Origin of the sequence: Streptomyces sp. NBC_01537 (genome assembly GCF_045040445.1) — a bacterium.
In the GTDB taxonomy this organism is placed as follows: Bacteria; Actinomycetota; Actinomycetes; order Streptomycetales; family Streptomycetaceae; genus Actinacidiphila.
The window spans coordinates 6,055,574-6,081,409 of record NZ_CP109392.1 but is presented as its reverse complement, the minus strand read 5'-3'; the positions used below and the strand labels follow the sequence as shown (position 1 = coordinate 6,081,409).

Sequence of the window (25,836 nt, the reverse complement as noted above, 5' to 3'; positions counted from 1 at the left end):
GCGCGCAGGGAGCGAGGCACGAGCGACCGAGCACGTCGACTGTCGACAGTGGCTGAGCGAAGCGGCGGCGAAATCGCCGCCAGAAAAAGAGTTAGCGCGGGGACCGCCGCACCCCTCGGTTGCCCGAGGGGGCGGGACGACGGCGGTCCCCGCGAGGGACGCGAGCCGGGTCAGGGCCGGGCTTCACGTCCTAGGGTCACCATGGAGGTCCGGGAGCCGCTCCGGAGGTCCTTGGCGCCACATTCGTGGGTGTCAGTTGGGCTTGCGTCCTGCTGACATCCACCAATGTGCCGGACCAGTGTTAAGCGCGTGCTGCGCGGACGTGACGCCCCTGTACCACTTGGAGGAACGAGGAAGAGGGCTACTTCGCTTCCTCGGCGAGGAAGGCCAGCAGGTCCTGACGGCTCACCACGCCCGTCGGCTTGCCCTCGACCAGCACGATCGCCGCGTCCGCCGACCCCAGCACCGTCATCAGGTCGGCGACGGGCTCACCGGAGCCGACCTGGGGCAGGGGCGCGCTCATGTGGCGCTCAAGGGGGTCGTCGAGGGTCGCGCGCTTGGTGAACAGGGCGTCGAGCAGCTCGCGCTCCACGACGGAGCCGACGACCTCGGCGGCCATGACGTCGGGGTGGCCGGCGCCGGGCTTGACGATCGGCATCTGGGAGACGCCGTACTCGCGCAGGACCTCGATGGCCTGGCCGACCGTCTCCTCGGGGTGCATGTGGACGAGGTGCGGGATGCCGCCGTCCTTGCGCTGCAGGACGTCGCCGATGCGGGCCTGGCCGTCGCCCTCGTCGAGGAAGCCGTGGGAGGCCATCCACTCGTCGCTGAAGATCTTGCCGAGGTAGCCGCGGCCGGAGTCCGGCAGCAGCACGACCACGACGTCGTCCGGGCCGAGGCCCTCGGCCGTGCGCAGGGCGGCCACGACGGCCATGCCGCAGGAGCCGCCGACCAGCAGGCCCTCTTCCCGCGCGAGGCGGCGGGTCATCTGGAAGGAGTCCTTGTCGGAGACCTCGATGATGTCGTCGGCGACCGTGCGGTCGTAGGCGGTCGGCCAGAAGTCCTCGCCGACCCCCTCGACCAGGTACGGACGCCCGGAGCCGCCGCTGTACACGGACCCCTCCGGGTCGGCGCCGATGACCTTGACCCGGCCCTCGGAGACGTCCTTCAGGTACCGGCCGGTGCCGGAGATGGTGCCGCCGGTGCCGACGCCCGCGACGAAGTGGGTGATCTTCCCCTCGGTCTGGTCCCACAGCTCGGGGCCGGTGGAGGCGTAGTGGGAGGCCGGGTTGTTGGGGTTGCTGTACTGGTCCGGCTTCCAGGCGTTGGGGGTCTCGCGGACGAGGCGGTCGGAGACGTTGTAGTACGAGTCCGGGTGCGAGGGGTCCACGGCGGTCGGGCAGACCACGACCTCGGCGCCGTATGCGCGCAGCACGTTGATCTTGTCCATGGACACCTTGTCCGGGCAGACGAAGATGCACTTGTAGCCGCGCTGCTGGGCCACAATGGCCAGCCCGACGCCGGTGTTGCCGGAGGTCGGCTCGACGATCGTGCCGCCGGGCTTGAGCTCACCGCTCTTCTCGGCCGCTTCGATCATGCGCAGCGCGATGCGGTCCTTGACCGAGCCGCCGGGGTTGAAGTACTCGACCTTGGCCAGGACGGTCGCCTGTAGCCCTGCGGTCACGTTGTTGAGCCGTACCAGCGGGGTATTGCCGACGAGGCTGATCATCGAGTCGTGGAACTGCACCATTGTCTCCGGGTTCTCCGAGATTGTCAGGCCAGCGTAAGCGGTCGGGCCGGGTGTGCGGGCGAACGCTTCACGCTGCTGTTACGTACCGCGTGCATCATGCGGCGGTAGAGTCACGCAGTGGCGCGTTCACGACACGTCGCACTTACGTCACTGGGGGGTGGCACATGCCCGGTGAGCCTTTCGCCACGACACTGACCGGCCTCGCCGCCGAGCTCGCTTCCGTACGCGACCGGCTGGAGGCCCTCGCGCAGGCGCCCCCGGTGCCGGGGTCCTCCGCGCCGGACAGCCCCGCCGCTGCCCTGCCCGGCGGTGTCGGCGAGGTGATCTACGGCAAGGCCGAGCAGCGGCGCCGTGTGCAGTTACTGCAGCGCGAGGCCCGCAAGGAAGTGCTGGGCTTCGTCCGGCCGCCGTACGTGGACCAGGAGAACCCGGTGCAGGCCGAGCGGCTCGCCGCGGGGGTGGTGTACCGGTCGCTGTACGAGGCGAGCGCGCTGGCCTACCCCGGATCGGCCGATCTGCCCGGTTTCATCCCGCCGGGTGAGCAGGCCCGGGCCACGCCGCGGGTGCCCATGAAGCTGATGATCGTCGACGGTGAGCGCGCGCTGCTGCCGCTGCACGGCAAGGGCGAGCGCGGCGACCTCGCCTCCGGCGGACTGCTGCTGCTGAATCCGTCACTCCTCGTCGACGCGCTGTTGGAGCTGTTCGAGGACCGCTGGCTGCGCGCGACTCCGCTGCGCTTCACGGAGGACCCGGAAGTCCCGGCCTCGCCCACGCTCGACGCGCAGCTGCTGTCGCTGCTGATGTCCGGCCTGCCGGACAAGGCCGTCGCCACCCAGCTCGGCATCTCCCTGCGGACGCTGCAGCGGCGCATCCGGTCCCTCATGGAGTCCACCGGTACCGCCAATCGCACGCAGCTCGCCTGGTACGTGGCTCAACAACGCCTCGCGTGACGTTGCGCCGGGCACACCGCGGGGCAATTAGGTGTTGAGAGGGTGCGGGCCGCGTCGGTCCGCGCCCCCGCAACGGGAGGTGGCAGCGCAGCATGTCGAGGGCACGGGTCGCGCGGCGTATCGCGCAGGCCGCCGCATACGGCGGCGGTGGAATCAGCCTGCTGGGCGGCGCCGCGGTCGGCCTGCTACTGACCGAGGTCGCGCTCGCCAGACGGATCGTCGGCGGCTCCGACGCGGTCCCGCCGCGCGCCGACGGCCGCTACGGTTCGGTGTTCGCCCAGGTCGAGCCGCCCCTCGTCCTCGGCTTCCTCGGCGACTCCACCGCCGCCGGCCAGGGCGTCCACCGCGCCCGCGAGACCCCGGGCGCGCTGTTGGCCTCAGGCCTGGCGGCGGTCGCGGAGCGGCCGGTGCGGCTGGTGAACGTCGCGAATCCAGGGGCGCAGTCCGACGACCTGGCCCGCCAGGTGACGCAGCTGCTGGACGGTGAGGGCGTCTTGCCGGACGCCTGCGTGATCATGATCGGCGCGAATGACGTCACGCGCAGGATGCCTTTGGCCAAATCCGTACGGTTTCTCTCCGACGCCGTACGCCGCTTGCGCGAGGCGGGCAGCGAGGTCGTCGTCGGCACCTGCCCCGACCTGGGCAGCGTCGAGCCGGTGCAGCAGCCGCTGCGCTGGGTGGCCCGGCGGCTGAGCCGCCAGCTGGCCGCCGCCCAGACCATCGCCGTGGTCGGGCTCGGCGGCCGTACGGTGTCGCTGGGCGCGCTCCTGGGGCCGGAATTCGAGTCCCGGCCCCGCGAGATGTTCGGCCCCGACAACTACCACCCCTCCGCGGAGGGCTACGCCACAGCCGCGATGGCCATGCTCCCCTCCCTCTGCGCCGGCCTCGGCCTCTGGCCCGAGGACCGCCCCGACGCCCGCCGCGGCGAAGGCGTCCTCCCCGTCGCCCAGGCCGCCGCAGCCGCCGCGTCCGAGGGCGGCACGGAGGTGGCCGCCGCCGGTGCGGCCTCCGGCCCGCGCGGCCGCTGGGCCCTCCTCATGCGCCGCCGGCGCCGCCGGCTGCCCGACGCGGCGGCCTCCGGCCCCGAGCCGGCGGATTTCAGCCCGTCCGGCGCTTGAGGACACTCCCCCAGAGGGGGCGCCCCCAGAAGGGCGTTCCGGGGTCCAGGGGGCGAAGCCCAATGGCAGCTAAGCGCCCGCTCAGAAAGAGGTCGGTGTCACAGCGCGCAGCGCGTGACGCACGGCGCTACGGGCGGGTAACTTCGCAGAGAGTCCAGCAAGTCTTACGCCGCCTCGACGAGGAGCCCGCGATGCCCGAAGCCGTGATCGTCTCTGCCGCCCGTTCGCCGATCGGGCGCGCATTCAAGGGTTCGCTGAAGGACCTGCGCCCGGACGACCTCACCGCCACGATCGTGAAGGCGGCACTGGACAAGATCCCGTCGCTGGACCCGCGTGAGATCGACGACCTGATGCTGGGCTGCGGCCTCCCGGGCGGGGAGATGGGCCACAACCTGGGCCGGATCGTGGCCGTGCAGCTCGGGATGGACCACCTGCCCGGCTGTACGATCACGCGCTACTGCAGCAGCTCGCTCCAGACGACCCGGATGGCGCTGCACGCGATCAAGGCGGGCGAGGGCGACGTCTTCATCTCGGCCGGCGTCGAGACGGTGTCGCGCACCGTCAAGGGCAGCTCGGACGGCCTCCCGGACACCATGAACCCGGTCTTCGCCGACGCGCAGGCCCGCACCGCGCACCGCGCGGAGACCGGTGGCGGCGAGTGGCACGACCCGCGCGAGGACGGGCTGCTCCCGGACGCGTACATCGCGATGGGTCAGACCGCCGAGAACCTGGCCGCCCTGAAGGGCATCACCCGCGCCGAGCAGGACGAGTTCGGCGTGCGGTCGCAGAACCTGGCCGAGGAAGCCATCAAGAACGGCTTCTGGGAGCGCGAGATCACCCCGGTGACGCTCCCGGACGGGACGGTCGTGTCGAAGGACGACGGGCCGCGCGCGGGCGTGTCCCTGGAGGCCGTGCAGGGCCTCAAGCCGGTGTTCCGCCCCGACGGCACGGTCACGGCGGGCAACTGCTGCCCGCTGAACGACGGCGCGGCGGCGCTGGTGATCATGAGCGACACCAAGGCGCGTGAGCTGGGCCTGACCCCGCTGGCCCGGGTCGTGTCGACGGGCGTGTCGGGGCTGTCCCCGGAGATCATGGGCTACGGCCCGGTCGAGGCGTCGAAGCAGGCGCTGCGGCGCGCCGGGCTGTCCGTCTCCGACATCGACCTGGTCGAGATCAACGAGGCCTTCGCCGCCCAGGTCATCCCGTCCTACCGGGACCTGGGCATCGATCTGGACCGGCTGAACGTCAACGGCGGTGCGATCGCCGTCGGTCACCCCTTCGGTATGACCGGCGCGCGCATCACGGCCACGCTGATCAACTCGCTGCAGTTCCACGACAAGCAGTTCGGCCTGGAGACGATGTGCGTCGGCGGCGGCCAGGGCATGGCCATGGTCATCGAACGCCTGTCCTGATCCCCCAGATCTCCCGGATCTCACGAATCTCCCGACAAACCCCGACTTAACCTCCGTGAGCTAAGTCGCAATCTAACCGCCCCCAGGATGTGACCTTACCCTGGGGGCGGCTCGTTTGTGCAGGTCAGCGGCGTGTCACCCATTCGGAGCAGGACCGAAGACCCACCCATTTGGTGACGTTCCGCACTGCAAAGGCCAAGGATCCCGGTGCAGAGTGGTGACGTACGGGGAGCTCGGAAGCTCGGGAGTTCGGAACAGACAGTCGGGAGTACGTAGGTGAGCGTCATGATCCTCATTCCGCTTACGGTCGCGGCCGCAGCCGTGGCCGCAGGGTCCGCCGCGCTGCTGACCGCGCGTGGCCTGCGCCGTGACGTCATGGCGCTGCGCGAGGACCTGCTGGCCGCCCGCGCCGCCGCGGCCGTCGCCGTGCCCGCCGCTCGCACCACCTCGGACTCGGACGCGATACGTACCGCTGTGGCCGACGCACTCGCCGACGAGCGCGAGCGCGAGCTCGCCGAGGCCCGCGCCTTCTGGGCCGCCCAGGAGGCCCGCGAGGCCGCCGACGCCCCGCTCTTCGGCTCCGCCGGACTCGGCCCGCTGCCCGGCGCCGAGCACTCGGACTACGAGGTCCTGCCGCACACGCCGTACGGGCCCTTCCTGCCCCGCCAGGCCGACCTGGCCGGCCTCGATGTCGACGTCGACATCGAGCCGGAGCCCGGGATCCCCTTCCGGCACCCGTCCGACCCGGAGTTCAGCGTGCCGTCGCCGGTGGTCGCCAACCAGCAGCAGACCGCCGAGCGCCTCACCGACCTGGCCGACGCCCGCATACCGCTGGCCGATGTCCGCCCCGGCCCGCTCGGCACCCTGGACGTCTACGTCTTCGCCGACGGCACCACGCTGTGCATGACCCCCGGCCACCGCGAGACGGCCCTCCAGCTGTCCGACGCCCTCGACCGCGGCGAGACCCCGGTCCTGCTCGGCGGCTCGGCCATCGCGGGCGCGTACGCCCTCACGTTCACGTACGGCGAGGAGAGCGTCTACATCCTCGCCGACCGCGTGGTGGCCTCGCTCTGACCCGCTGAAAAGGTAAAACCTTCTAGATCCCGCACCGCTTCGATCCGGTCCAGCGCAGCATCCCGCACCGCCGACAGCTCCGGCCGCCGCTCCAACGCGGCGGCCAGCTCATGTCCGGCCACGGCTATCTGGTCGCCCACCGCGAAGACCCCCTCATCAGGCATCAACCTGACCTGACCACCGGGGAATTCGAGCCGCTGCGCCTGCGCCGCGAGCTCCCGTGCGAGGGCCAGCCCCTCCCCCGCGGCGCCCCGCCGCAGACGGCTCTGCGGCATTGAGCGGAAGCGCCCGGCGAGTCGTTCGGCGGCGCTACGGAGATCCTTCACGTCGAGCACGCCCGCGAGCCTACCGGTGCGTACACACAACCGACCGCTCGAGAGTGTTGCCAACACCCGACGTCTCAGGCACCGTGGGGTGACCGGAACGCATACCGGAGGCGCCGATGTCCCAGACCTTCTCCGAAGAAACCCACCGGAACCTGCTCTCCCGTATCCCACATTGCACAGGCCGCGAAATCCGTGACTGGCTCCGCGCCGTCGACGACGGCCCAGCCTTCCTCCGCTTCGACGAGAAAGTCAGCTGGCTCCGCAGCGAGCACGCCCTGTCCTACGGCCACGCCAAGGCGATCGTCCACGAATACGACCTGAGGCGCGCCGCCCGCAACCTCCTCTGAGCCCCCACGAACCCACCTGACAGACCAAAGCCCCGGGCCCGGGAAGGCATCGCCTTCCCGGGCCCTGTCATGTCTGCGGCCGCACCGCAACACACACCGCGACACGCGCGACCAACTGTTAAGACTCTTGACAGATGATTGGTCTAGTCCAATCATGGTGCTCCCCAGTAGTCCCTGCACTGCTTGTTCCACCAAGGGAGCATCAAGTCAATGAGACGATCCGGAGCCTTCCGCGCGCTGCTGACCGGCGCGGCCGTGACCGCCGTATCCACCGCCCTGGTCGCAGTCGGAGGCAGTGGCGCCAACGCCGCGGCACCGAAGCCCTCACAGGCCGGTAAGGCCATGCCCGCACACGTGGTGGCACCGTACTTCGAGGCATGGACCGGCGAGAGCCCGGCCGCACTCGCCGCCGCCTCCGGCAACAAGTACCTCACGCTGGCCTTCCTCCAGACGGACGCCCCCGGTTCCTGTACCGCGTACTGGAACGGCGACACCACCCAGCCGATCTCCAAGGCCACCTTCGGCAAGGACATAGCCGCCATCCAGGCGCGCGGCGGCAACGTCATCCCGTCCTTCGGCGGTTACGGGGCCGACACCACCGGCACCGAGCTCGCCGACAGCTGCACCAGCGTCGACGCCATCGCCCAGGTCTACGAGAGCCTCGTCAGGACCTACGGCGTGAGCCGGATCGACCTCGACATCGAGGTCGACTCCATCAACAACACCGCCGGCATCGACCGCCGCAACAAGGCCATCGCCAAGGTCCAGCGCTGGGCCCACCGCAACGGCCGTTCCGTGCAGTTCTCGTACACCCTGCCGAGCACCACCACCGGCCTCGCGGCCAGCGGCGTGGCCCTGCTCCAGAACGCTGTCGACAACGGCGCCAAGGTCGACGTCGTCAACATCATGACCTTCGACTACTGGGACGGCGCCACGCACGACATGGCCGCCGACACCAAGACGGCCGCCACCGGCCTGCACGACCAGCTGGCGGCGCTCTACCCGTCGAAGAGCGACAAGAAGCTGTGGAGCATGATCGGCGTCACCGAGATGCCCGGCATCGACGACTACGGCCCCGAGGAGACCTTCACCACGGCGGACGCCGTCACGGTGGAGAACTGGGCCGTGGCCAAGGGCATCAACACCCTCTCCTTCTGGGCCCTCCAGCGCGACAACGGCGGCTGCGTCGGCACCGCCGGCGCCAACGCCTGCTCCGGCATCGCGCAGGACACGTGGTACTTCAGCCACACGTTCCAGCCGTTCGCCCACGGGATCCGCGTCCGCTGAGCACCGCACGCGCACGCGGCGGCCCCCGGAGCGAAGGACTCGCTCCGGGGGCCGCCGTGTGCCTGTTACGCCCGCGTCAGTCGCGCAGGATCGAGATCAGCCGCAGCATCTCCAGGTAGATCCACACCAGGGAGAGCGTGAGGCCGAAGGCCGCCAGCCACGACTCGCGCTGCGGGGCGCCGTACGTGATGCCGTCCTCGATCTGCTTGAAGTCCAGCGACAGGAAGAACGCGCCGAGCAGTACGCCGACGATCCCGACGATGATGCCCAGCGGACCGCTGCGCAGGCCCAGGTCGACCCCGAAGAGCGCCAGCACCAGGTTGACGAGCAGCAACCCGACGAAGCCGATCGCGATCGCCAGGCCGATCCGCTGGTAGCGGGAGGTCACCCGGATCAGCCGGGTCCGGTACGCCACGAGCATGCCGCCGGAGACGGCCATGGTGGCCAGCACGGCCTGCAGCGGAGCGCCCGACCACTGCTGGTTGTACGCCTCGCTGATCACCCCGAGGAAGATGCCCTCGAAGGCGGCGTACCCCAGGATCAGCGCCGGCACCGGCTCACGCTTGAACGCCTGGATCATGGCGAGCACGAACGCGACGAGCGCCGCACCGATCGCGAGCCCGAGACTGCCCGCCAACGCGACCCAGCCGACCACCGCGCCGACCGCCACCGTGCCCAGCGTGATCCCGGTCCGCATGACGACGTCGTCGATCGTCATCCGCCCGGTCTGCAGCGGACCGGCCGGCGGGGCCTGGTACATCTCCTGCAGCTGCTCGGGGCTGGACTGGGTGTTGTAGGGGTTCGTACCGGCGTACGGGTTGCCACCCGCCTGTGGGCCGGGCTGTGCCTGCTGCTGGCCACCGAAGCCCGCGTAGCCGCCATCCCCGCGGGTGAACCCCCGCCGGGAGAAGACCGGGTTACTGCTCCTCATCCTTCACTCCTCTTGTGGCCTCTGTGGCCGCGCGTCACGGCGTCTCCGCAAGAGTAATGGCATGGCAAAGGGAACGGTGTAGTCCGCAGGGAGGATCTTCGGCTGAACGTGGTCGGAAGAAAGGAGGAATGCGATCCCGGCGGCCGGGTAGGCGGGCATCAAGGTGGCCTGTGCCCGCCCGCGGGATGCCGCGGGGCGAGGGAGTGCCCGGAGCCGGACTTGAACCGGCACGCCCGCAAAGGGGCAGCGAGGTTTAAGCTCGCCGTGTCTGCATTCCACCATCCGGGCGTGGCGGCGCTTGAGCGCAGTACGAGCCTATCCGGGAAGGGGGGCCCAACAGGGGCGCATCGGCGCCATGTTGTCTGATTTTATGGGTAAGTGACGAACCGTCAGGCACTGTTGTGCTAGAGGAACACACAGGCCCGGGGCGGTCTGCGGGCCGGACAGCGCCCGCAGCATATGACGTGAAATCGCTTACCCCTGAGGGGGGACCAGGTTCTGTCCGGCGGATATCCGTGGGGAAGGAGCGGGGTCTGGCGCCTGTGATCGCAAGGCGGAGGAGGGAAGCGACGCGGAGCGTCGTTGACCGACGACAACGCCGCGAGCGCGGGTGCCAGGGCACGCGACGCCACGGAGATCCGCCGGACAGGACCTAGGTTCTGTCCGGCGGACGGGGTCATACCCAAGGAGTACGGCGGGCCGCTCGCGTACCTCTGAGGCAGCCCCCCAGAACCAGGACTGCGGCGGATTCGCGGGGCGCCCGGGGCCGGGAGGATGGAAGCAGTTCGATCTCCCCCTGACCGTCCCCCGACAGGAGCACCCCTGCCGTGACCACCACCGCGTCCGCATCCACCATGACCGCCGCCGCCCGGGCCACGGATCTGAGCAAGATCTACGGCGAGGGCGAGACCAGGGTCGTCGCGCTCGACGGGGTGTCCGTCGAGTTCCGCAGCGCCGAGTTCACCGCGATCATGGGTCCCTCGGGCTCGGGCAAGTCCACGCTGATGCACTGCATGGCGGGCCTGGACACCGTCTCGGCGGGGTCGGCGACGATCGGCGGGACAGAGCTGTCCGCACTGAAGGACAAGCGGCTCACGCAGCTGCGCCGGGACAAGATCGGCTTCATCTTCCAGGCCTTCAACCTGCTGCCGACGCTGACGGCGGCGGAGAACATCACCCTGCCGATGGACATCGCGGGCCGTAAGCCCGACAAGGAGTGGCTGGACCGCATCGTGGAGACCGTCGGCCTCTCGGGACGCCTCAAGCACCGGCCGAGCCAGCTGTCCGGCGGCCAGCAGCAGCGGGTCGCGGTGGCCCGGGCGCTCGCGAGCAAGCCCGAGATCATCTTCGCCGACGAGCCGACCGGCAACCTCGACTCCCGCTCCGGCGCGGAGATCCTGGGCTTCCTGCGCAACTCCGTACGCGAGCTGGGCCAGACCGTCGTCATGGTCACCCACGACCCGGTCGCGGCCTCCTACGCCGACCGCGTCATCTTCCTCGCCGACGGCCGGATCGTCGACGAGCTGTACGGCCCCACCGCCGAGAGCGTCCTGGAGCGCATGGCGGGCTTCGACGCCAAGGGCCGCACCAGCTGACGGACGACCCGCTCACCCCCGTCGACCGTAGGCCGCCCGTACAGCCGCCCGTACAAGCGAAAGATCCCCCATGTTCCGCACCGCCCTGCGCACTGTGCTCGCGCACAAGGCCAGACTGCTGATGACCGTGCTCGCCGTGATGCTCGGCGTGTCCTTCGTCTCCGGCACCCTGGTCTTCACCGACACCATCGGCGACGCCTTCAAGAAGAGCTCGACCACCAGCTACCGGAACGTCTCCGTGGCCATCAAGGCCGGCGACTCGGGGCCCGACTCCGTCCGCCTGAGCCAGAAGCTGCTCGACGCCGTCAAGGACCTCCCCGGCACCGCGTCCGCGACCGGCACGGTGTCCGGATTCACCGCCGTCGCCGACAAGAAGGGCAAGCTGATCGGCGACGGCTGGTCCACCAGGGGCGCGAACTACGCCGGGGCCGCCAAGTACCCCGTCACGAAGGGCCGCGCGCCGGCCGCCGCCTCCGAGGTGGCCCTCGACGCCAAGACCGCCGATCGCGCCGGGTACCAGGTCGGGGACACCATACGGATGTCCGTGGACGGCCCGGTGATGACGCAGAAGCTCACCGGGATCTTCACCACCGACGACGGCAACGTGGCGGCGGGCGGCAGCCTGGCCCTCTTCGACACCGCCACCGCCCAGACCCTGTTCGCCCGGCCCGGCCAGTACGACGAGATCGACGTCAAGGCCGCCGCCGGGACCAGCCAGAGCGCGCTTCGGGCCCAGGTCGGGAAGATCCTGCCGACGTACGCGAAGGACGCCGAGGCGGTCACCGGCAAGACGCTCGCCGATGACGAGGCCCAGCAGATCTCGTCCGGCCTGAGCGGCTTCAACAAAACGCTGCTGGCCTTCGCCGGCATCGCGCTCTTCGTCGGCGTCTTCATCATCGCCAACACCTTCACCATGCTCGTCGCCCAGCGCACCAAAGAGCTGGCGCTGCTGCGCGCGGTCGGCGCCAGCCGCCGCCAGGTGACCCGCTCGGTGCTGACCGAGGCCTTCCTCGTCGGCCTGGCCGCCGCCGTCGCCGGCTTCCTCCTCGGCATCGGCATCGCCGCCGGCATGCGTTCGCTGCTCGCCTCCACCGGCGCGACGCTCCCCGACGGCGCCCTCGTCGTGCAGCCCGGCACCGTCGTCGCGGCCCTCGCCGTCGGCGTCGGCGTCACCATGCTCGCCGCCTGGCTGCCCGCCCGCCGCGCCGCGAAGATCCCGCCGGTCGCCGCCATGGGCGCCCTGTACGCCCCGGCCACCGTCAAGGGCCTGGTCGTACGCAACACCATCGGCGCCGTCCTGTCCGCTGCCGGCACCGCCCTCGTCCTCCTCGCCGCCGGCACGAAGGACGGCGCCAACCTCCCGATGGGCGCCGGCGCCGCCCTGCTGCTCATCGGCGTCTTCGTCCTCACCCCGCTGCTGTCCCGCCCCGTGATAGCCGCCGCCGGCCCGCTGCTCCGGCCCTTCGGCATCACCGGCAAGCTCGCCCGCCAGAACTCCGTACGCAACCCCCGGCGCACGGCCGCGACCGCCTCCGCCCTGATGATCGGCCTCACCCTCATCACCGGCCTGACCGTCGTCGCCACCTCGATGCAGTCCGCGATCAACAAGATGGCCACCGACTCCCTCAAGGCCGACTACCAGGTCACCATGGCCAACGGCACCTACCTCTCCCCCGATGTCGAGAAGAAGCTCGCCGGCCTCGACCGGGTCACCGCCTCCAGCGGCCTGCGCGACTCCTTTGTGGAGACCGGCGGCCCGGGCGGCGGCGAGAGCCTGCTCGGAGTCGACGCCAAGGCCATCGGCGGACTGGTCACCCTCGACTTCTCCAGCGGCTCCATCGGCGCGCTCGGCGGCAGCACGGTCGTCATCGACAGCGACACCGCGAAGCTCGAAGGCTGGAAGACCGGCCAGACCGTCCCCGTGACCTACGAGGACCACAAGACGGGCCGCCTCACGATCGGTGGCGTCTACGAGGGCAACGAGGTCATCAGCGGCGTCCTGGTCGACAACGCGGTCCTCGCCCCGCACATGAACGAGGTCGAGGACATGCGGGTCCTCGTCAAGACCTCCGGCGGCGCCACCGCCGCCACCAAGGACGCCATCGAGAAGGCGCTCGGCAACAACCCGGCCGTCAAGGTCCAGGACAAGGCCGACGTCTCCAGGGAGATCAGCTCCTTCATCGGCCTGCTCCTGAACATCCTCTACGGGCTGCTCGCCATGGCCGTGCTCGTGGCAGTGCTCGGCGTCATCAACACCCTCGCCATGTCCGTCTTCGAACGCTCCCACGAGATCGGCATGCTCCGCGCCATCGGGCTCGACCGCTCCTCCGTCAAGCGCCTCGTCCGCCTCGAATCCCTCATCATCTCCCTGTTCGGCGCCCTCCTCGGCATCGGCCTCGGCGTCTTCTTCGGCTGGGCCGCGGGCCGGCTCATCGCCGGCAGCGTCAGCACGTACGCGCTGGTCCTGCCGTGGGGCCGGATCGGCCTCTTCCTCGCGATCGCCGCGCTGGTCGGTGTCCTCGCGGCGCTCTGGCCCGCGCGGCGCGCTGCGCGGCTCAACATGCTCGCCTCCATCAAGGCGGAGTAGCCAGGGGCTCCGCCCCTGGACCCCGAACGCCCTTCGGGCGTGTCCTCAATCGCCGGACGGGCTGAATTTTCAGCCCGTCCGGCGATTGAGGACCGGGGGTCTGGGGGCGGAGCCCCCAACGGGTCCGGGCAGAGCCCGGTTTCGGGAAGGGGCGGGGTGGGGGATCTACCCCAGCCAAGCCGCACGCGTGCGCGGCATGCCCGACTCCCCGCCGGAGGCGACCCGTACGGCAAGGACCTGGTTCACCCCGATCCGGTTCCGCTCGAAAGACAACGCGCAAGCCGCCATGTACAGCCGCCAGACCCGCGCCCGGCCGGGGCTCGTGAGGCGGACGGCGTCGGCCCAGCGGGCCTCCAGGTTGGCGACCCAGTGCCGCAGGGTGAGGCCGTAGTGCTCGCGCAGGGCCTCGACGTCGCGGACCTCGAAGCCGGCCTCCTCCAGGCGGGAGACGGTAGAGCCGATGGGAGCGAGCTCGCCGTCGGGGAAGACGTAGCGGTCGATGAATTCGTCGAGCTGGTAGGCCTCCTCGTCGGCGACCGGGCGGCGGGCGATCTGGTGGTTGAGGAGCCGGCCGCCGGGCCCGAGAAGCCGGTACAGGACACCCGCGTACTCGCGGTAGCGGTCGCGGCCGACGTGCTCGGCCATGCCGATGGAGGAGATGGCGTGGAAGGGGCCGTCGGGGACGGCGCGGTAGTCCTGGACGCGGATGTCGATGCGGTCGGTGAGACCGGCGTCGGCGACCCGCTTGCGGGCGTACGCGGCCTGTTCGCGGGAGAGGGTGATGCCGGTGGCGTGGACGCCGTAGTGCTCGGCGGCGTGGAGGACGAGGGAGCCCCAGCCGCAGCCGACGTCCAGCAGCCGCTGGCCGGGCAGGAGGCCGAGCTTGCGGCAGACGAGGTCGAGCTTGGCGGTCTGGGCGTCCTCCAGGGAAGCCGCCTGGTCCTCGAAGTAGGCGCAGGAGTAGACCATGGACGGGCCGAGGACGAGCTCGTAGAAGTCGTTGCCGACGTCGTAGTGGTGGCTGATGGCCTGCCGGTCGCGGACCGGGCTGTGCAGCATGCCGCTGCGCCGCCGGACCTCCTCCGGCGGGGGCGGGGGCGGCAGCCCCGGGCCGGCGAGGGCGAGGGCCTCCCGGGCGAGGCGGTACGCGGCCGGGTCGCGTACGGCGTTGCGCAGCCGGGGCGATCCGTCGGGGGACGACTCCGCGCGCTCCCAGAAGAGCCCGGTCAGCCGGTCCAGCGCCTCGTACAGGTCGCCGTCGACGTCCAGCTCGCCGGCCACCCAGGCGCGGGCCAGGCCCAGCTCGCCCGGCTTCCAGAGCAGGCGGCGCAGCGCCCGGCGGTTGCGTACGACGAGCGCGGGCATGTCGGGCGGTCCTGCCTCGCTGCCGTCCCACGCGCGCACGCGCAGGGGGAAGGGAGTGCCCAGGGCCTGCTCGGCGAGTGCGGTCAGTCGTCCGGCCGCGTGTGTCATTGCGCGCACCTCCGTATGGACAGGTTCACGGTTCCTCTCGGTTCGTAAACATGTGCACGTTACGGCGGTAATCCCGCAAGTGCACGTATGCCGAAGGGCGCCCGCACCACGGATGGCGGGCGCCCTTCGGCATACGTACTGCGTTACTGCGGTGCCGCGCGGATCAGGCCTTGGCCTTCTCCTCGGCCTTCGCCGGGGCGGCGGCCGCCGCGGCGGGGGCGGGGGCGGGCTTGGCGGCCTCGTAGAACTCCTCGCGGGGGTTCTCCATGGCGCCGAGCGAGACGACCTCGCGCTTGAGGAACATCGCGAGGGTCCAGTCGGCGAGGACGCGGATCTTGCGGTTGAAGGTCGGTACGGCCATGCCGTGGTAGCCACGGTGGAAGTACCAGGCGAGGCGGCCCTTGAACTTCAGCTTGATCTTGCCGAAGCGGATCAGGGCGACGCCCTTGTGCAGGCCGAGACCGGCGACGGCACCGGCGTTGGCGTGCTTGTACTCGGTCTGGGGGAAGCCCCGCATGCCGGAGATGACGTTGTCGCCGAGGACCTTGGCCTGGCGCAGCGCGTGCTGGGCGTTGGGCGGGCACCAGGCGCCGGGACCGGAGGCGAGGTCGGGGACCTGGGCGTTGTCGCCGCCGGACCAGATGTATTCGGTGCCCTGGACCTGGAGGGTCGCGGCGGTGTCCACGTGGCCGCGCGGGCCGAGCGGCAGGCCGAACCTGGCCAGCGCCGGGTTGGGCTTGACGCCGGCCGTCCAGACCAGGGTGGAGGCGTCGACCTCGAGGCCGTTGTCGAGCACGACGTGCTTGTCGACGCAGGACTTCATGGAGGTCTTGAGGTAGATCTCGATGCCGCGCTCGCGCAGGTGCTCAAGGCCCCAGGCGCCGAGCTCCGGGCCGACCTCGGGGAGGATCTTGTCGGCGACGTCGACGAGGATGAAGCGCATGTCCTCGCGCTTGAGGCTCGGGTAGTACTTGACCGCGTCCCGGGCCATGTCCTCGATCTCGCCGATCGCCTCGGCACCGGCGAAGCCGCCGCCGACGAAGACGAAGGTGAGCGCCTTGCGGCGGATGTCCTCGTCGTTCGTGGACTCGGCCTTGTCGAGCTGCTCAAGGACGTGGTTGCGCAGGCCGATGGCCTCCTCGACGCCCTTCAGACCGATGCCGTTCTCGGCCAGGCCGGGGATCGGGAAGGTGCGGGAGACCGCGCCGAGCGCGATGACCAGGTAGTCGAACGGCAGTTCGTAGGACTCGCCCACGAGCGGCTCGACGACCGCGACCTTGCGGTCCTGGTCGATGGTGGTGACCCGGCCGGTGAGGACCTCCGCCTTGGGCAGTACGCGGCGCAGCGGCACCACGACGTGGCGCGGCGAGATGTTGCCGGCCGCGGCCTCGGGGAGGAAGGGCTGGTACGTCATGTACGAACGCGGGTCGACGACGGTGACGGTCGCCTCGCCGTACCGCATCTTCTTGAGGATGCGCCGGGCCGCGTACAGGCCGACGTACCCACCGCCTACTACGAGGATCCTGGGACGCTCCGTGGTGCTCATGATTCGAGTATTCACCACGCCCCCCAGGGGAGCTCGTGAGCCCCTTCACAAGCTCTCAGGACCGCTCTGCTACACTGCGCCGCTTCGTGATCAGGGCCACAGCGCCGAGGGGGAACCCGGGGCCGGGTGCGGGCGTTGAGCGACCCCTTTGAAGTGCGGAGATCCCTGCGCGAGAGCCCTGGGTACGGGGTTGCGCAATGTGGTGGAAACACGCGCTCGCAAAGGGTTTGGGGGGCCTGCGGACCCTGCGGCCTTGGAAAACCGGGCCACCGGGCCGGAACTTCATGTGAAGAGTTTCACAAACAAAATCTCAGCCCCGCGCGGCGATGCTCCAGGCGATGCCGTCGAGGATGTCGTGCTCGCTGACCACGACCTCTTCCGCCCCGGTCCGCTCCATGATCTCCAGCAGCACCAGCGCCCCCGCGCCGATGACATCCACCCGCCCCGGGTGCAGCACCGGGATCCCTGCGCGCTCCTCGTGCGTGGCCGACAGCAACTGCCCGGTGATCTCCCGGACCCTGCCGACCGGGATACGGGAGTGGTGGATCGCCGCCGAGTCGTACTCCCGCAGGCCCAGCGCGATCGCGGCCACCGTCGTGACGGATCCGGCGAGCCCGACGAGCGTACGGGCCTGCTTGAGCGGGACCGTCTCCTGCGCCAGGTCCAGCGCCGCCCCGATGTCGGCCTTTATGGCGGCGACGGCGCCGGGTGTCGGCGGGTCGACGACCCGGCCGTCGCGGACGAGGTGCCGCTCGGTCATGCGCACGCAGCCGATGTCGACCGAGCGGGCGGCGATGACCGTGTCGTCGCCGACCACGAACTCCGTGGAGCCGCCGCCGATGTCCACGACGAGGTAGGGCTTCGCCAGGTCGTCCCGGCCCGTCAGCTCCTTCGTCGCCCCGGTGAAGGAGAACTCCGCCTCCTGCGCACCCGTGATCACCTCGGGCTCCACGCCCAGGATGTCCACGACCCCGCGCACGAAGTCCTCGCGGTTCGAGGCGTCGCGCGAGGCCGAGGTCGCCACGAAGCGGACGCGCTCCGCACCCAGTTCCCCGATCACGGCGGCGTACTCACGGCAGGCGGCGAAGGTCCGCTCCAGCGCCTCCGGCGCGAGCCGGCCCGTACGGTCCACGTCCTGGCCGAGCCGGACGATGATCATCCGGCGGTCCAGGTCCTTGATCACGCCGGTGGCGGGGTCCGCGTCGGCGACGAGCAGGCGGATGGAGTTCGTACCGCAGTCGATGGCGGCGACCCGGGTCACGAGGCGTCTCCGTCGCGGTCGGAAGGCTTGTCCGCGGGCTCGTCCGCAGACGTCACGGGCTTGAACGCGAACCAGCCGGTGCCGGCCTCGTTGGTCTCGACCTCCCAGCCCTCCGCCGGGTCCGGCGGCCCGCAGGGCCGCACGCACGGGCCCTTGCGCCACCACTGCGGCAGCATCGCGATCGCCTCGTCGCCCAGCGGGTTCACCCCGGGGCCGGCCGCGAGCGAGTGGCCGACCAGCACGTGCAGGCACTTCACCCGGTCCGGCATGCCGCCCGCGCTCGGGAAGCCCTCCAGGACCTCGATGGCGTCGCGGCGGCTGATGTAGTCCTCGTGCGCCGCCTGGTACGCGGCCGCCAGCTCCGGGTCCTCGGCGAGGCGGGCCGTCATCTCCTTCATGACCCCGTCCGCCTCCAGCGTGCCGATCGCGGAGGCCGCGCGGGGGCACGTGAGGTAGTACAGGGTCGGGAACGGCGTGCCGTCCTCCAGGCGGGGCTGGGTCTCGACCACGTCCGGATTGCCGCACGGGCAGCGGTGCGCGATCGCGCGCAGACCGCGCGGCGGGCGGCCCAGCTGCTCCTTGAAGGCGGCGATGTCCGCTTCGGTGGGCAGGGTGCGCGGGGTGGGGGCGGGGGGCGTTTCCATGCGGAGTGTCTTCTCGTGCCGTTCGTTAGCGTTGGTCGGCCTGTGTGGCCTGTACGGCCTGTGCGTCGGCGCGGTCCACGCCGTCCCAGAGGTTCGCGTACCAGGCGCGCAGCGCCGCGGTGTCGTTCGCGTCATGCCGGTCCGCGCTGTCGTCGGCCGTGGCGGACTGCGACGGGCCCACCACGGTAAAGCCCGTCTCGCCCGGCAGTACGTAGTTCAGGCGCTCCCGCGCCCGGCTCCGTACATACGCCGGATCCTGCCACCGCGCCTTCTCCTCGCGCAGCTCCTCCACCCGCTTCTCCGCCTCCTGCGCCTGCTTGCGCTGGTCCGCGATCTGCGAGCGCTGTGCGATGTACTGCCGCATCGGGTACGCCAGCGCGACCACCAGCGCGCACAGGACCAGCGCCAGTACGGCGGCCCGGCCCGTCAGCCGGTTCCTGCGCGGTGGCGGCGGCGCCACCGCCGGACCCCGGCCCGTCGCCCGGTACACCCGCGCCTGCGCCTGCGCGCCGAGGGCGCGGATCCGCGTCGCGGTGGAGAAGCGGTCCGGCACGTGCACCTCCGGTGGGGTTCGCGTTGGGGTCGGCGGCTGCGCCTCCGGTCACCTTACGGGCTGGCCGGTTGGGGGTGGCCCGTTCCGAGGCGGAACGGGCTGGCCCAACCGGCCCGCACACGGCAACGGCGCGCACTCCGGCGGTGGGTGGCCGAGGCCTCATCGGCGGCCGACGGCCGGTGGCCGGGTTGGGCCGGCCCGCTCCGCCTCAGGCGAGCGGCCTACCCCCAACCCGGCGGCTGCGGCCTGGGCGTCAGCCCTTGAAGCGGGGGAAGGCCGAGCGGCCCGCGTAGACCGCCGCGTCGTCGAGGATCTCCTCGATGCGCAGGAGCTGGTTGTACTTGGCGACGCGCTCGCTGCGCGCGGGCGCGCCCGTCTTGATCTGGCCGCAGTTCGTGGCGACGGCCAGGTCGGCGATGGTGACGTCCTCCGTCTCGCCGGAGCGGTGGGACATCATGCACTTGTAGCCGCTGCGCTGGGCGAGCTCGACGGCGTCGAGGGTCTCGGTCAGGGAGCCGATCTGGTTGACCTTGACGAGCAGCGCGTTGGCCGTGCCGCTGTCGATGCCGCGCTGCAGCCGCTCGGGGTTGGTGACGAAGAGGTCGTCGCCGACGATCTGGACCTTGTCGCCGAGCTGCTCGGTGAGGGTCTTCCAGCCGTCCCAGTCGTCCTCGAAGAGCGGGTCCTCGATGGAGACCAGCGGGTACGCGGCGACGAGCTCGGCGTAGTACGCGGTGAGCTCGGCGGCCGAGAGGGCCTTGCCCTCGAACTCGTAGGAGCCGTCCTTGTAGAACTCGGAGGCGGCGACGTCGAGCGCGAGCGCGATGTCCTGGCCGGGGGTGTAGCCGGCCTTCTTGATGGCCTCGACGATGAGGTCGAGAGCGGCGCGGTTGGAGTCGAGGTTGGGGGCGAAGCCGCCCTCGTCGCCCAGGCCGGTGGACAGGCCGCGCTCCTTCAGGACCGCCTTGAGGGTGTGGTAGACCTCGGCGCCCCAGCGCAGGGCCTCGGAGAAGGACTCCGCGCCGATCGGGGCGATCATGAACTCCTGGATGTCGACGTTGGAGTCGGCGTGGGAGCCACCGTTGAGGATGTTCATCATCGGGACGGGCAGGACGTGCGCGTTCGGACCACCGAGGTAGCGGAACAGCGGCAGGTCGGAGGCCTCCGACGCGGCGTGGGCCACGGCCAGCGAGACGCCGAGGATGGCGTTGGCGCCGAGGGAGGACTTGTCGGGGGTGGCGTCCAGGTCGAACATGGCCTGGTCGATGAGGCGCTGCTCGGTGGCGTCGTAGCCGACCAGCTCCGGGCCGATCTGCTCGATGACGGCGAGGACGGCCTTCTCCACGCCCTTGCCGAGGTAACGGCTCTTGTCACCGTCGCGGAGCTCGAGGGCCTCGAAGGCGCCCGTGGAGGCGCCGGACGGAACGGCGGCACGACCGGTGCTGCCGTCGTCGAGGCCGACCTCGACCTCGACGGTGGGGTTGCCTCGCGAGTCGAGGATTTCCCGGGCTACGACGACGTCGATGGACGGCACGTGAGTCTCCTTCTGGATGTCTCTTCTTTTTCGTGCTGAGCCTAACCGACGCGAAAAGCGCGGACCGGGCACGCTCAAGGGATGAGCGCGCCCGGTCCGGGAGACCCGGGGGATCGGGATCAGAGGTTCTTGCCGCACACGGGCCAGGCGCCCTTGCCCTGGACGGCCAGGACCTTCTCGGCGATCGCTATCTGCTGGGACTTGGTGGCCAGGTCGGCGCGGGCGGCGTACTTGGTGCCGCCGAAGGCGGCCCAGGTGGACTTGGTGAACTGCAGGCCACCGTAGAAGCCGTTGCCCGTGTTGATGCTCCAGTTGCCGGTGGACTCGCACATCGCGACCCGGTTCCACGCGGAGGTGGTGGCGGCCGAGGCGGTCGTGGCGGTCATCAGCGGCACCGCGACGGCGGTGGTGGCGATGGCGCCGAGAACGGCGAGACGGACGGACTTGGAGGCGTTGGAGACACGACGAAGCATTGCTTGGTTCCTCACCGACGCCTGCGAGGTCAGCTGTCGGGTTCGGGCCGGATGAGTGCCCGGCAACGCCGCATGCGCAGCGCTGCTTAACCCCTAGCCATGCGCGTCATGCGCATGGCGGCGAACCTTTGGGTCCCCCGCTCCTGCCTACGGCGCTTTCGCGTCGACTGTTCCCGTCGGTCGGCGGCAGGATTCGGCGTACTGACCGGCGGGGCCCGCGGCGGCGAGCGATGACGACCGTAAACAGACCGGGGCCGTCGGGACAATCCCCCCAAGATCGGCACTCAACGACCTTTTCCCACCCGGGAATTTCACAGAATTCCAGGTGAGAGTGGGTGAAAGGGTGCTGAACGGACACTGTGGAACCAAAGCCCCGGGAGAGGCTTGTCACAGGGGCTAGCCCACCGTCAGATACTGTCCGGAGCGGATCACACTCGGATCGTCACCGATGACCGCCTTGTTGGCCTCGTACAGCGCGCGCCATCCGCCGGCCACGTTCTCCTCGGCGGCGATGTCGCACAGCGTGTCGCCCGCTTCGACGCGGTAGCGCTTGGCGTCCGCGGTGGAGGTCGCCGACTTGGTCGTCACGGTGGTGCGGGTGAGCTCACCCCAGGCCGCTCTCGCCTGAGCCACCTGCTGGGTCGCGCCTGTTGCGGCGGACGAAGCGGAGGTCTCCGTCCCGTCCGGCTTGGCGTGCCGGCCCTGGCTCCTGGCCGGAGCGGAGGAGGACGCCGAGGTGGAAGGCGATGCGGACTCGCTGGACTCGGTGGACGACGGGCTCGGGGAAGCGGTGTCGTCGGCGGTGGAGTCCGTGGTCCCGTCGGTCGCGTCGTCGGTGGAGGTGTCGGTGCCGGTGTCGGTTGCGGTGTCCGACGGCTCGTCGGTGACGTCATCCAGTCCGAGCGCGGCCGTCAGGCCGGAGCTGTCGGCGCAGGTCGGCCACGCGTCCGGACCGAGCTCGTCGAGCATCGTCTCGGCGACGGCTATCTGCTCGTTCTGGCTGGCGAGGTCCGGGCGCTCCGCGTAGTCGTCGCCGCCGTAGTTGTCCCAGGACTCCTGGACGATCTGCAGTCCGCCGTAGAAGCCGTTGCCGGTGTTGGAGCTCCATATGCCGCCGCTCTCGCACAGCGCGACGGCGTTCCAGACCGTCGTGCTCACCTTGGCGGTGTCGGTGGCGGTGGAATCGGCGGCCTGCGCGCCGCTCGCAGCGAAGAGTGGGAGTGCCATCCCTGCCCCGGTCGCCGCGACAGCCACCATTGCGGTGGGCGCCTGGCGCGGTCTGCGGTGACGGCCGTTCCCGGACTTCAGCATGCGATCGCCTTTCTCGGAGTTACGAAGATTGCGACGACGGCCGAACGTAGTCGCGTTGGCCATGGCATCACAAGTCGATGTATCGGAGATCACGCCGAGATCACGGTATTGACGCAGTGTCAGTTTCCGTATCACCGCTGCTCAAGCTGTGGTTACCGCTCAGGAGCAAAACCGACGGGAAGAGTTCGCAGTCCACGCATGATCAGACCGCCCCGCCAGCGCAGCTCGGACGGTTCGACGGCCAGTGCCAAATCGGGCAATCGGGTCAGTAGCGTCGCAAGCGCGGCTTGGGCCTCAAGGCGGGCCAGCGGCGCGCCGAGGCAGTAGTGGATGCCGTGTCCGTAACCGAGGTGCTGGTTGTCGCGGCGGGTGAGATCCAGGGCGTCCGGGCTCTCGAAGCGGGCCGGATCACGGTCGGCGGCGGCCAGGACGACCAGGACCGGGTCGCCGGTCGCGATCGCCCGGCCGCCGATCGTCAGCGGCTCGGTCGCGAAGCGCCAGGTCGCCAGCTCCACCGGGCCGTCGTAGCGCAGCAGTTCCTCGACGGCGGTCGCGAGCAGCGCGGTGTCCCCCTCGGCCAGGGCCAGTTGGAGGGCGGCGCGCTGCTCGGGGTGCCGGAGCAGCGTGTACATGCCGTTGCCGATGAGGTTGACGGTGGTCTCGAATCCGGCGAACAGCAGGATGAAGGCCATCGCCGCCGCCTCGTTCTCGGTGAGGTGCTCGCCATGGTCGCTGGCCTTGATCAGGCCGGAGATCAGGTCGTCGCCGGGATCCGCCCGCTTGCGGTGGATCAGCTCCAGCAGATACGCCCGCATCTTCTTCACCGCCCGGGCCACCCCGCCGCGCGGCCCGCCGCCATGCCGGATCATCATCCCGGCCCAGTCCCGGAAGTCGTCCTGGTCCTCCGCCGGGACGCCGAGCAGATCGCAGATCGCGTAGATCGGCAGCGGGAACGCGAACTCATGGATGAGATCCGCCTCACCGGTTTTGGCGAACCCGTCGATGAGGCGATCGGTCAGTTCCTGCACGCGCGGCGCGAACTCCGCGACCCGGCGCGGCGTGAACGCCTTCGACACCAGTCGGCGCAGCCGCGTGTGGTCCGGCGGGTCGATGTTCAGCAGATGCGTCATGAGGTCGGCGCTGCGCTCACCCGGGATCCCCACTTTGCCCTTCGCATGGGCGCGTTCGCTGTGGTGAACCGGGTTCTTGCTGAGCCGGGCGTCCGCGAGCGCCTGCCTCGCGTCCGCGTAGCGGGTGACCAGCCACGCCTCGACCCCGCTGGGGAGGGTGGTGCGGTGCACGGGCGAGTGCTCGCGCAGCCACCCGTACGCGGGGTAGGGGTCGGTGGCGAACTCCCAGGTGAACAGTTCCGGGGCCTGCGGGGTTTCCGGGGCGGCGGTCACAGCTTTCTCATGCACCTGATGACGTTAGCCGAGGGCGAGAGCGAGGGCGTCACGACTCAGGCGGTCGGCCAGCCTGGTCGTCTCCGGCAGCCGGTACTTCGGGGCCAGCGCGAGGACGTGGCGGCAGGCCGTGTCCAGGTTGATCCGATGGCCGGTCGATACGTACACCGGCTTCACACCGTCCTGTGTGCGCAGCGCCCGGCCGAGGGTCGTCATGCCGTCCCTGCCGCCCTTGAGGTCCGCGTACGAGCCACGGGCGCGGCCGAGGTGTCCGGCCTGGTAGGCCGCCGGGTACGGGGTCTTGGCCACCCCTGCCGTCGAGATGCCCGTGATCACCCCGAGGTGGCAGGCCAGTCCGAAGCGGCGGGTGTGGGCCAGGCCCTGACCGTCGCAGAGCAGCAGGTCAGGGGTCGTACGGAGCTTCCTCAGGGCCTCGATCAGCACCGGCAGCTCCCGGAAGGCGAACAGCCCGGACACATACGGGAACGTCGCCCGCCCGACGGCTGTCGCCTCCTCGACCGGCGCCAGCGTCCCGGCGTCCACCACCACCACGGCCGCCGCGACCTCGTCGCCCACCGCCCCATTGCCGCCCCGGTAGGCCACGTCCAGGCCCGCGACCAGACGCGGTTGCTGCGGTCCCGGACCGGCATGGTCGGCCGCGTTTCTCAGCCTGTTCTGCAGGGCCACCGCCTCGGCCTCGTCCGCCGGCCACGCGTGGGGTACCTCTATACGCATGGGGCAAGGCTAGGCCAGCGCCTAAGGGCTACGACGGGCGCGCCGAGTGCGAGCCCCAGTTGCCGAAGCCCTTCATGGAATGCGGCAGCCGTCGCGACCCGTCCGGCGTCGGCTCCCACTCGTCCACCTCCCGGGCCTCGGTGAGCCCGTGCCGCTCCCCGTCCTGATGCCCCGGTCCGTGATCCGGCGTCGTTTCCTTCCCCAGCTCTTCGCGCTTGTGCCACGCCCCTGCCCGGAGCTGCGGCTTCTGCTCCGGCGGCAGCTCCTTGTCCCGGGCCCAGAAGCCCACGGCCACGGCGCCGACCAGTATCCCGACCAGGAAAAATCCCACCACCAGTGGCACGATGCCGACGATGTAATCGTGCGGTATGGCCAGGTGAACCTGCTCCAGTGCACTCATGCCCTATTTGTACCCCCGTGCGGGCCCCAGCAACATCCCTTGCGGGCGGCCGGCTGCCCGCAGGGCGTTCGGGGGTCCAGGGGGCGGAGCCCCCTGGGTCAGCCGGAGGCTTCCGCCTCGCGGATCGCGTCCCGGTAGCGGCGGGCCGCTTCCCGGAGCGCGGACTCCGGATCCAGGCCGGCGGCCTCGGCCGCGACCGCGAGGGCGAGCAGCCGCTCGCCCACGTCATCGGCGGACGGAACCGGGACGTCGAGGCCCGCAGCCCGGGCTCGCCCGGCGAGCTTCGCGGCGAGCGCGAGCGCGGGCTGGCCGAGGGGGATCCCCTCAGTGACGGAGTCCCGCCGCTTCTCTATCGCCTTCGTACGCTGCCAGTGCGCCTGGACATCCTCGGGCGTCTCGGCGACCGCGTCGCCGAAGACATGGGGATGCCGGTGGATGAGCTTGCCGACGATGCCGCCCGCGACGTCGTCGATGGAGAAGGGCGCCTCCTCGTCATCCTCCGCGATCCGGGCGTGGAAGATCACTTGAAGCAGCACATCGCCGAGCTCTTCCCGCAGCGCGTCGCGGTCGCCCTCCTCGATCGCCTCGACGAGTTCGTAGACCTCCTCGACCCCGTACTTGGCCAGCTCCTCGCTCGTCTGCCGGCTGCTCCACGGGCACTCCACCCGGATCCGGTCCATGACCTGCACCAGGTCGAGCAGCCGCGCCCCCGGCAGGTCGTACGACCCCGGCAGCAGCTCCAGGTCCGGCATCGCGACGCGCCCGGAGCCGCCGAGGCGGGCCAGCTCGTCGGTGACGGCCGGGTCGCCCTCGCCGCCCGCCAGGTAGACCACGGTGCGGCCGCCGGCCGTGCGCTCGACCAGCTCGCGGCCGCTCGGCGAGGCCTGCTCGACCACGACACCGGCTTCCCGCAGATAGGGAAGCTGCGGGTGCCGGCCGTCGGGGCAGATGACGGCGTCCGCGCCGCGCAGGGCCTCCCAGGCCTGCCAGGAGAGCAGGCCGGGGGCCACCCGGTGGGTGGTGGTGAGCAGCAACAGCCGCCCGGGGGCCACGGGGGCGTCATTCGTCGGGTTCGCGTCCACCCGACGAAAGTACCTCGCCCCTGTGACAGCCCTGACCGGGCCGC

22 protein-coding genes, 1 tRNA gene, 1 pseudogene and 1 riboswitch are annotated in these 25,836 nt (G+C 70.7%); of the genes and pseudogenes, 8 read left to right on the top strand and 16 right to left on the bottom strand.

What is annotated here, in order from left to right:
* Positions 1-361 precede the first annotated feature (361 nt).
* Complete coding sequence (locus OG607_RS28055; RefSeq protein WP_405737104.1) at positions 362-1,747, bottom strand: cystathionine beta-synthase; 1,386 nt, start codon at positions 1,745-1,747, stop codon at positions 362-364.
* Positions 1,748-1,914: 167 nt separating this feature from the next.
* On the opposite strand from OG607_RS28055, the gene OG607_RS28050 reads away from it, so the two are divergent.
* The 4 genes from OG607_RS28050 (at position 1,915) to OG607_RS28035 (ending at position 6,304) form a co-directional block, all read left to right on the top strand.
* Positions 1,915-2,700, top strand: a complete 786-nt coding sequence (locus OG607_RS28050) for a hypothetical protein (protein WP_405729186.1) — start codon at positions 1,915-1,917, stop codon at positions 2,698-2,700.
* 92 nt (positions 2,701-2,792) lie between these two features.
* On the top strand, positions 2,793-3,818 hold the full coding sequence (locus OG607_RS28045; RefSeq protein ID WP_405729183.1) for an SGNH/GDSL hydrolase family protein: 1,026 nt from the start codon (positions 2,793-2,795) through the stop codon (positions 3,816-3,818).
* Positions 3,819-4,009: 191 nt separating this feature from the next.
* Entirely contained in the window at positions 4,010-5,230 is a 1,221-nt protein-coding gene (locus tag OG607_RS28040; RefSeq protein WP_405729180.1) for an acetyl-CoA C-acetyltransferase, read from the top strand.
* A gap of 285 nt (positions 5,231-5,515) precedes the next feature.
* On the top strand, positions 5,516-6,304 hold the full coding sequence (locus tag OG607_RS28035; protein WP_405729177.1) for a hypothetical protein: 789 nt from the start codon (positions 5,516-5,518) through the stop codon (positions 6,302-6,304).
* Here the strand turns inward: OG607_RS28035 and OG607_RS28030 are convergent.
* Positions 6,268-6,639 (bottom strand): hypothetical protein, encoded by a 372-nt coding sequence (locus tag OG607_RS28030; RefSeq protein WP_405729174.1) that lies wholly within the window; start codon positions 6,637-6,639, stop codon positions 6,268-6,270. The genes OG607_RS28035 and OG607_RS28030 overlap by 37 nt on opposite strands.
* Before the next feature lie 107 nt (positions 6,640-6,746).
* Here OG607_RS28030 and OG607_RS28025 point away from each other — a divergent pair, with 107 nt between their 5' ends.
* On the top strand, positions 6,747-6,977 hold the full coding sequence (locus OG607_RS28025; protein ID WP_329317392.1) for a DUF4287 domain-containing protein: 231 nt from the start codon (positions 6,747-6,749) through the stop codon (positions 6,975-6,977).
* 210 nt (positions 6,978-7,187) lie between these two features.
* The gene (locus OG607_RS28020) at positions 7,188-8,264 is read left to right on the top strand and encodes a chitinase (RefSeq protein ID WP_405729171.1); all 1,077 of its coding nucleotides are present in this window, start codon (positions 7,188-7,190) and stop codon (positions 8,262-8,264) included.
* Between the two features lie 76 nt (positions 8,265-8,340).
* Here OG607_RS28020 and OG607_RS28015 read toward each other — a convergent pair whose 3' ends face one another.
* Positions 8,341-9,195: a Bax inhibitor-1/YccA family protein gene (locus OG607_RS28015; protein WP_405729168.1), complete on the bottom strand. Its 855-nt coding sequence runs from the start codon at positions 9,193-9,195 to the stop codon at positions 8,341-8,343.
* A gap of 204 nt (positions 9,196-9,399) precedes the next feature.
* Positions 9,400-9,483, bottom strand: a tRNA-Leu gene (locus OG607_RS28010).
* A 566-nt stretch (positions 9,484-10,049) separates the two neighbouring features.
* Here OG607_RS28010 and OG607_RS28005 point away from each other — a divergent pair.
* Entirely contained in the window at positions 10,050-10,790 is a 741-nt protein-coding gene (locus tag OG607_RS28005; protein ID WP_405737101.1) for an ABC transporter ATP-binding protein, read from the top strand.
* Positions 10,791-10,860: 70 nt separating this feature from the next.
* Complete coding sequence (locus tag OG607_RS28000; protein WP_405729165.1) at positions 10,861-13,377, top strand: ABC transporter permease; 2,517 nt, start codon at positions 10,861-10,863, stop codon at positions 13,375-13,377.
* Between the two features lie 165 nt (positions 13,378-13,542).
* Here the strand turns inward: OG607_RS28000 and OG607_RS27995 are convergent, their stop codons facing one another.
* From OG607_RS27995 to OG607_RS27940, 12 genes and pseudogenes are all read right to left on the bottom strand, one after another.
* Positions 13,543-14,850 carry a class I SAM-dependent methyltransferase gene (locus tag OG607_RS27995; protein WP_405729162.1) on the bottom strand — a complete coding sequence of 436 codons (1,308 nt, stop codon included), beginning with the start codon at positions 14,848-14,850 and terminating at the stop codon, positions 13,543-13,545.
* Positions 14,851-15,013: 163 nt separating this feature from the next.
* Entirely contained in the window at positions 15,014-16,396 is a 1,383-nt protein-coding gene (locus OG607_RS27990; protein ID WP_405729159.1) for an NAD(P)/FAD-dependent oxidoreductase, read from the bottom strand.
* Between the two features lie 310 nt (positions 16,397-16,706).
* Positions 16,707-17,657 (bottom strand): exopolyphosphatase, encoded by a 951-nt coding sequence (locus tag OG607_RS27985; RefSeq protein ID WP_405729156.1) that lies wholly within the window; start codon positions 17,655-17,657, stop codon positions 16,707-16,709.
* Complete coding sequence (locus tag OG607_RS27980; RefSeq protein ID WP_405729153.1) at positions 17,654-18,301, bottom strand: DUF501 domain-containing protein; 648 nt, start codon at positions 18,299-18,301, stop codon at positions 17,654-17,656. The genes OG607_RS27985 and OG607_RS27980 overlap by 4 nt, the downstream gene beginning before the upstream one ends.
* A 25-nt stretch (positions 18,302-18,326) precedes the next feature.
* The gene (locus tag OG607_RS27975; protein ID WP_405729150.1) at positions 18,327-18,854 is read right to left on the bottom strand and encodes a septum formation initiator family protein; all 528 of its coding nucleotides are present in this window, start codon (positions 18,852-18,854) and stop codon (positions 18,327-18,329) included.
* 253 nt (positions 18,855-19,107) lie between these two features.
* Entirely contained in the window at positions 19,108-20,388 is a 1,281-nt protein-coding gene (eno, locus tag OG607_RS27970; protein WP_405729147.1) for a phosphopyruvate hydratase, read from the bottom strand.
* A gap of 122 nt (positions 20,389-20,510) precedes the next feature.
* Positions 20,511-20,861: pseudogene (locus tag OG607_RS27965) on the bottom strand (transglycosylase family protein); the annotation flags it as partial.
* A 3-nt stretch (positions 20,862-20,864) separates the two neighbouring features.
* A riboswitch (cyclic di-AMP (ydaO/yuaA leader) is annotated at positions 20,865-21,026 on the bottom strand.
* 231 nt (positions 21,027-21,257) lie between these two features.
* Entirely contained in the window at positions 21,258-22,088 is an 831-nt protein-coding gene (locus OG607_RS27960; RefSeq protein ID WP_405729144.1) for a transglycosylase family protein, read from the bottom strand.
* 236 nt (positions 22,089-22,324) lie between these two features.
* Positions 22,325-23,590 (bottom strand): cytochrome P450, encoded by a 1,266-nt coding sequence (locus tag OG607_RS27955; protein ID WP_405729141.1) that lies wholly within the window; start codon positions 23,588-23,590, stop codon positions 22,325-22,327.
* Between the two features lie 9 nt (positions 23,591-23,599).
* A complete protein-coding gene (locus OG607_RS27950) occupies positions 23,600-24,310 on the bottom strand; it encodes an endonuclease V (RefSeq protein WP_405729138.1) in 711 nt (236 codons plus the stop codon).
* A 28-nt stretch (positions 24,311-24,338) separates the two neighbouring features.
* The gene (locus OG607_RS27945; RefSeq protein ID WP_405729135.1) at positions 24,339-24,710 is read right to left on the bottom strand and encodes a DUF6479 family protein; all 372 of its coding nucleotides are present in this window, start codon (positions 24,708-24,710) and stop codon (positions 24,339-24,341) included.
* A gap of 98 nt (positions 24,711-24,808) precedes the next feature.
* Complete coding sequence (locus tag OG607_RS27940) at positions 24,809-25,792, bottom strand: nucleoside triphosphate pyrophosphohydrolase (protein ID WP_405729132.1); 984 nt, start codon at positions 25,790-25,792, stop codon at positions 24,809-24,811.
* Positions 25,793-25,836: the final 44 nt, after the last annotated feature.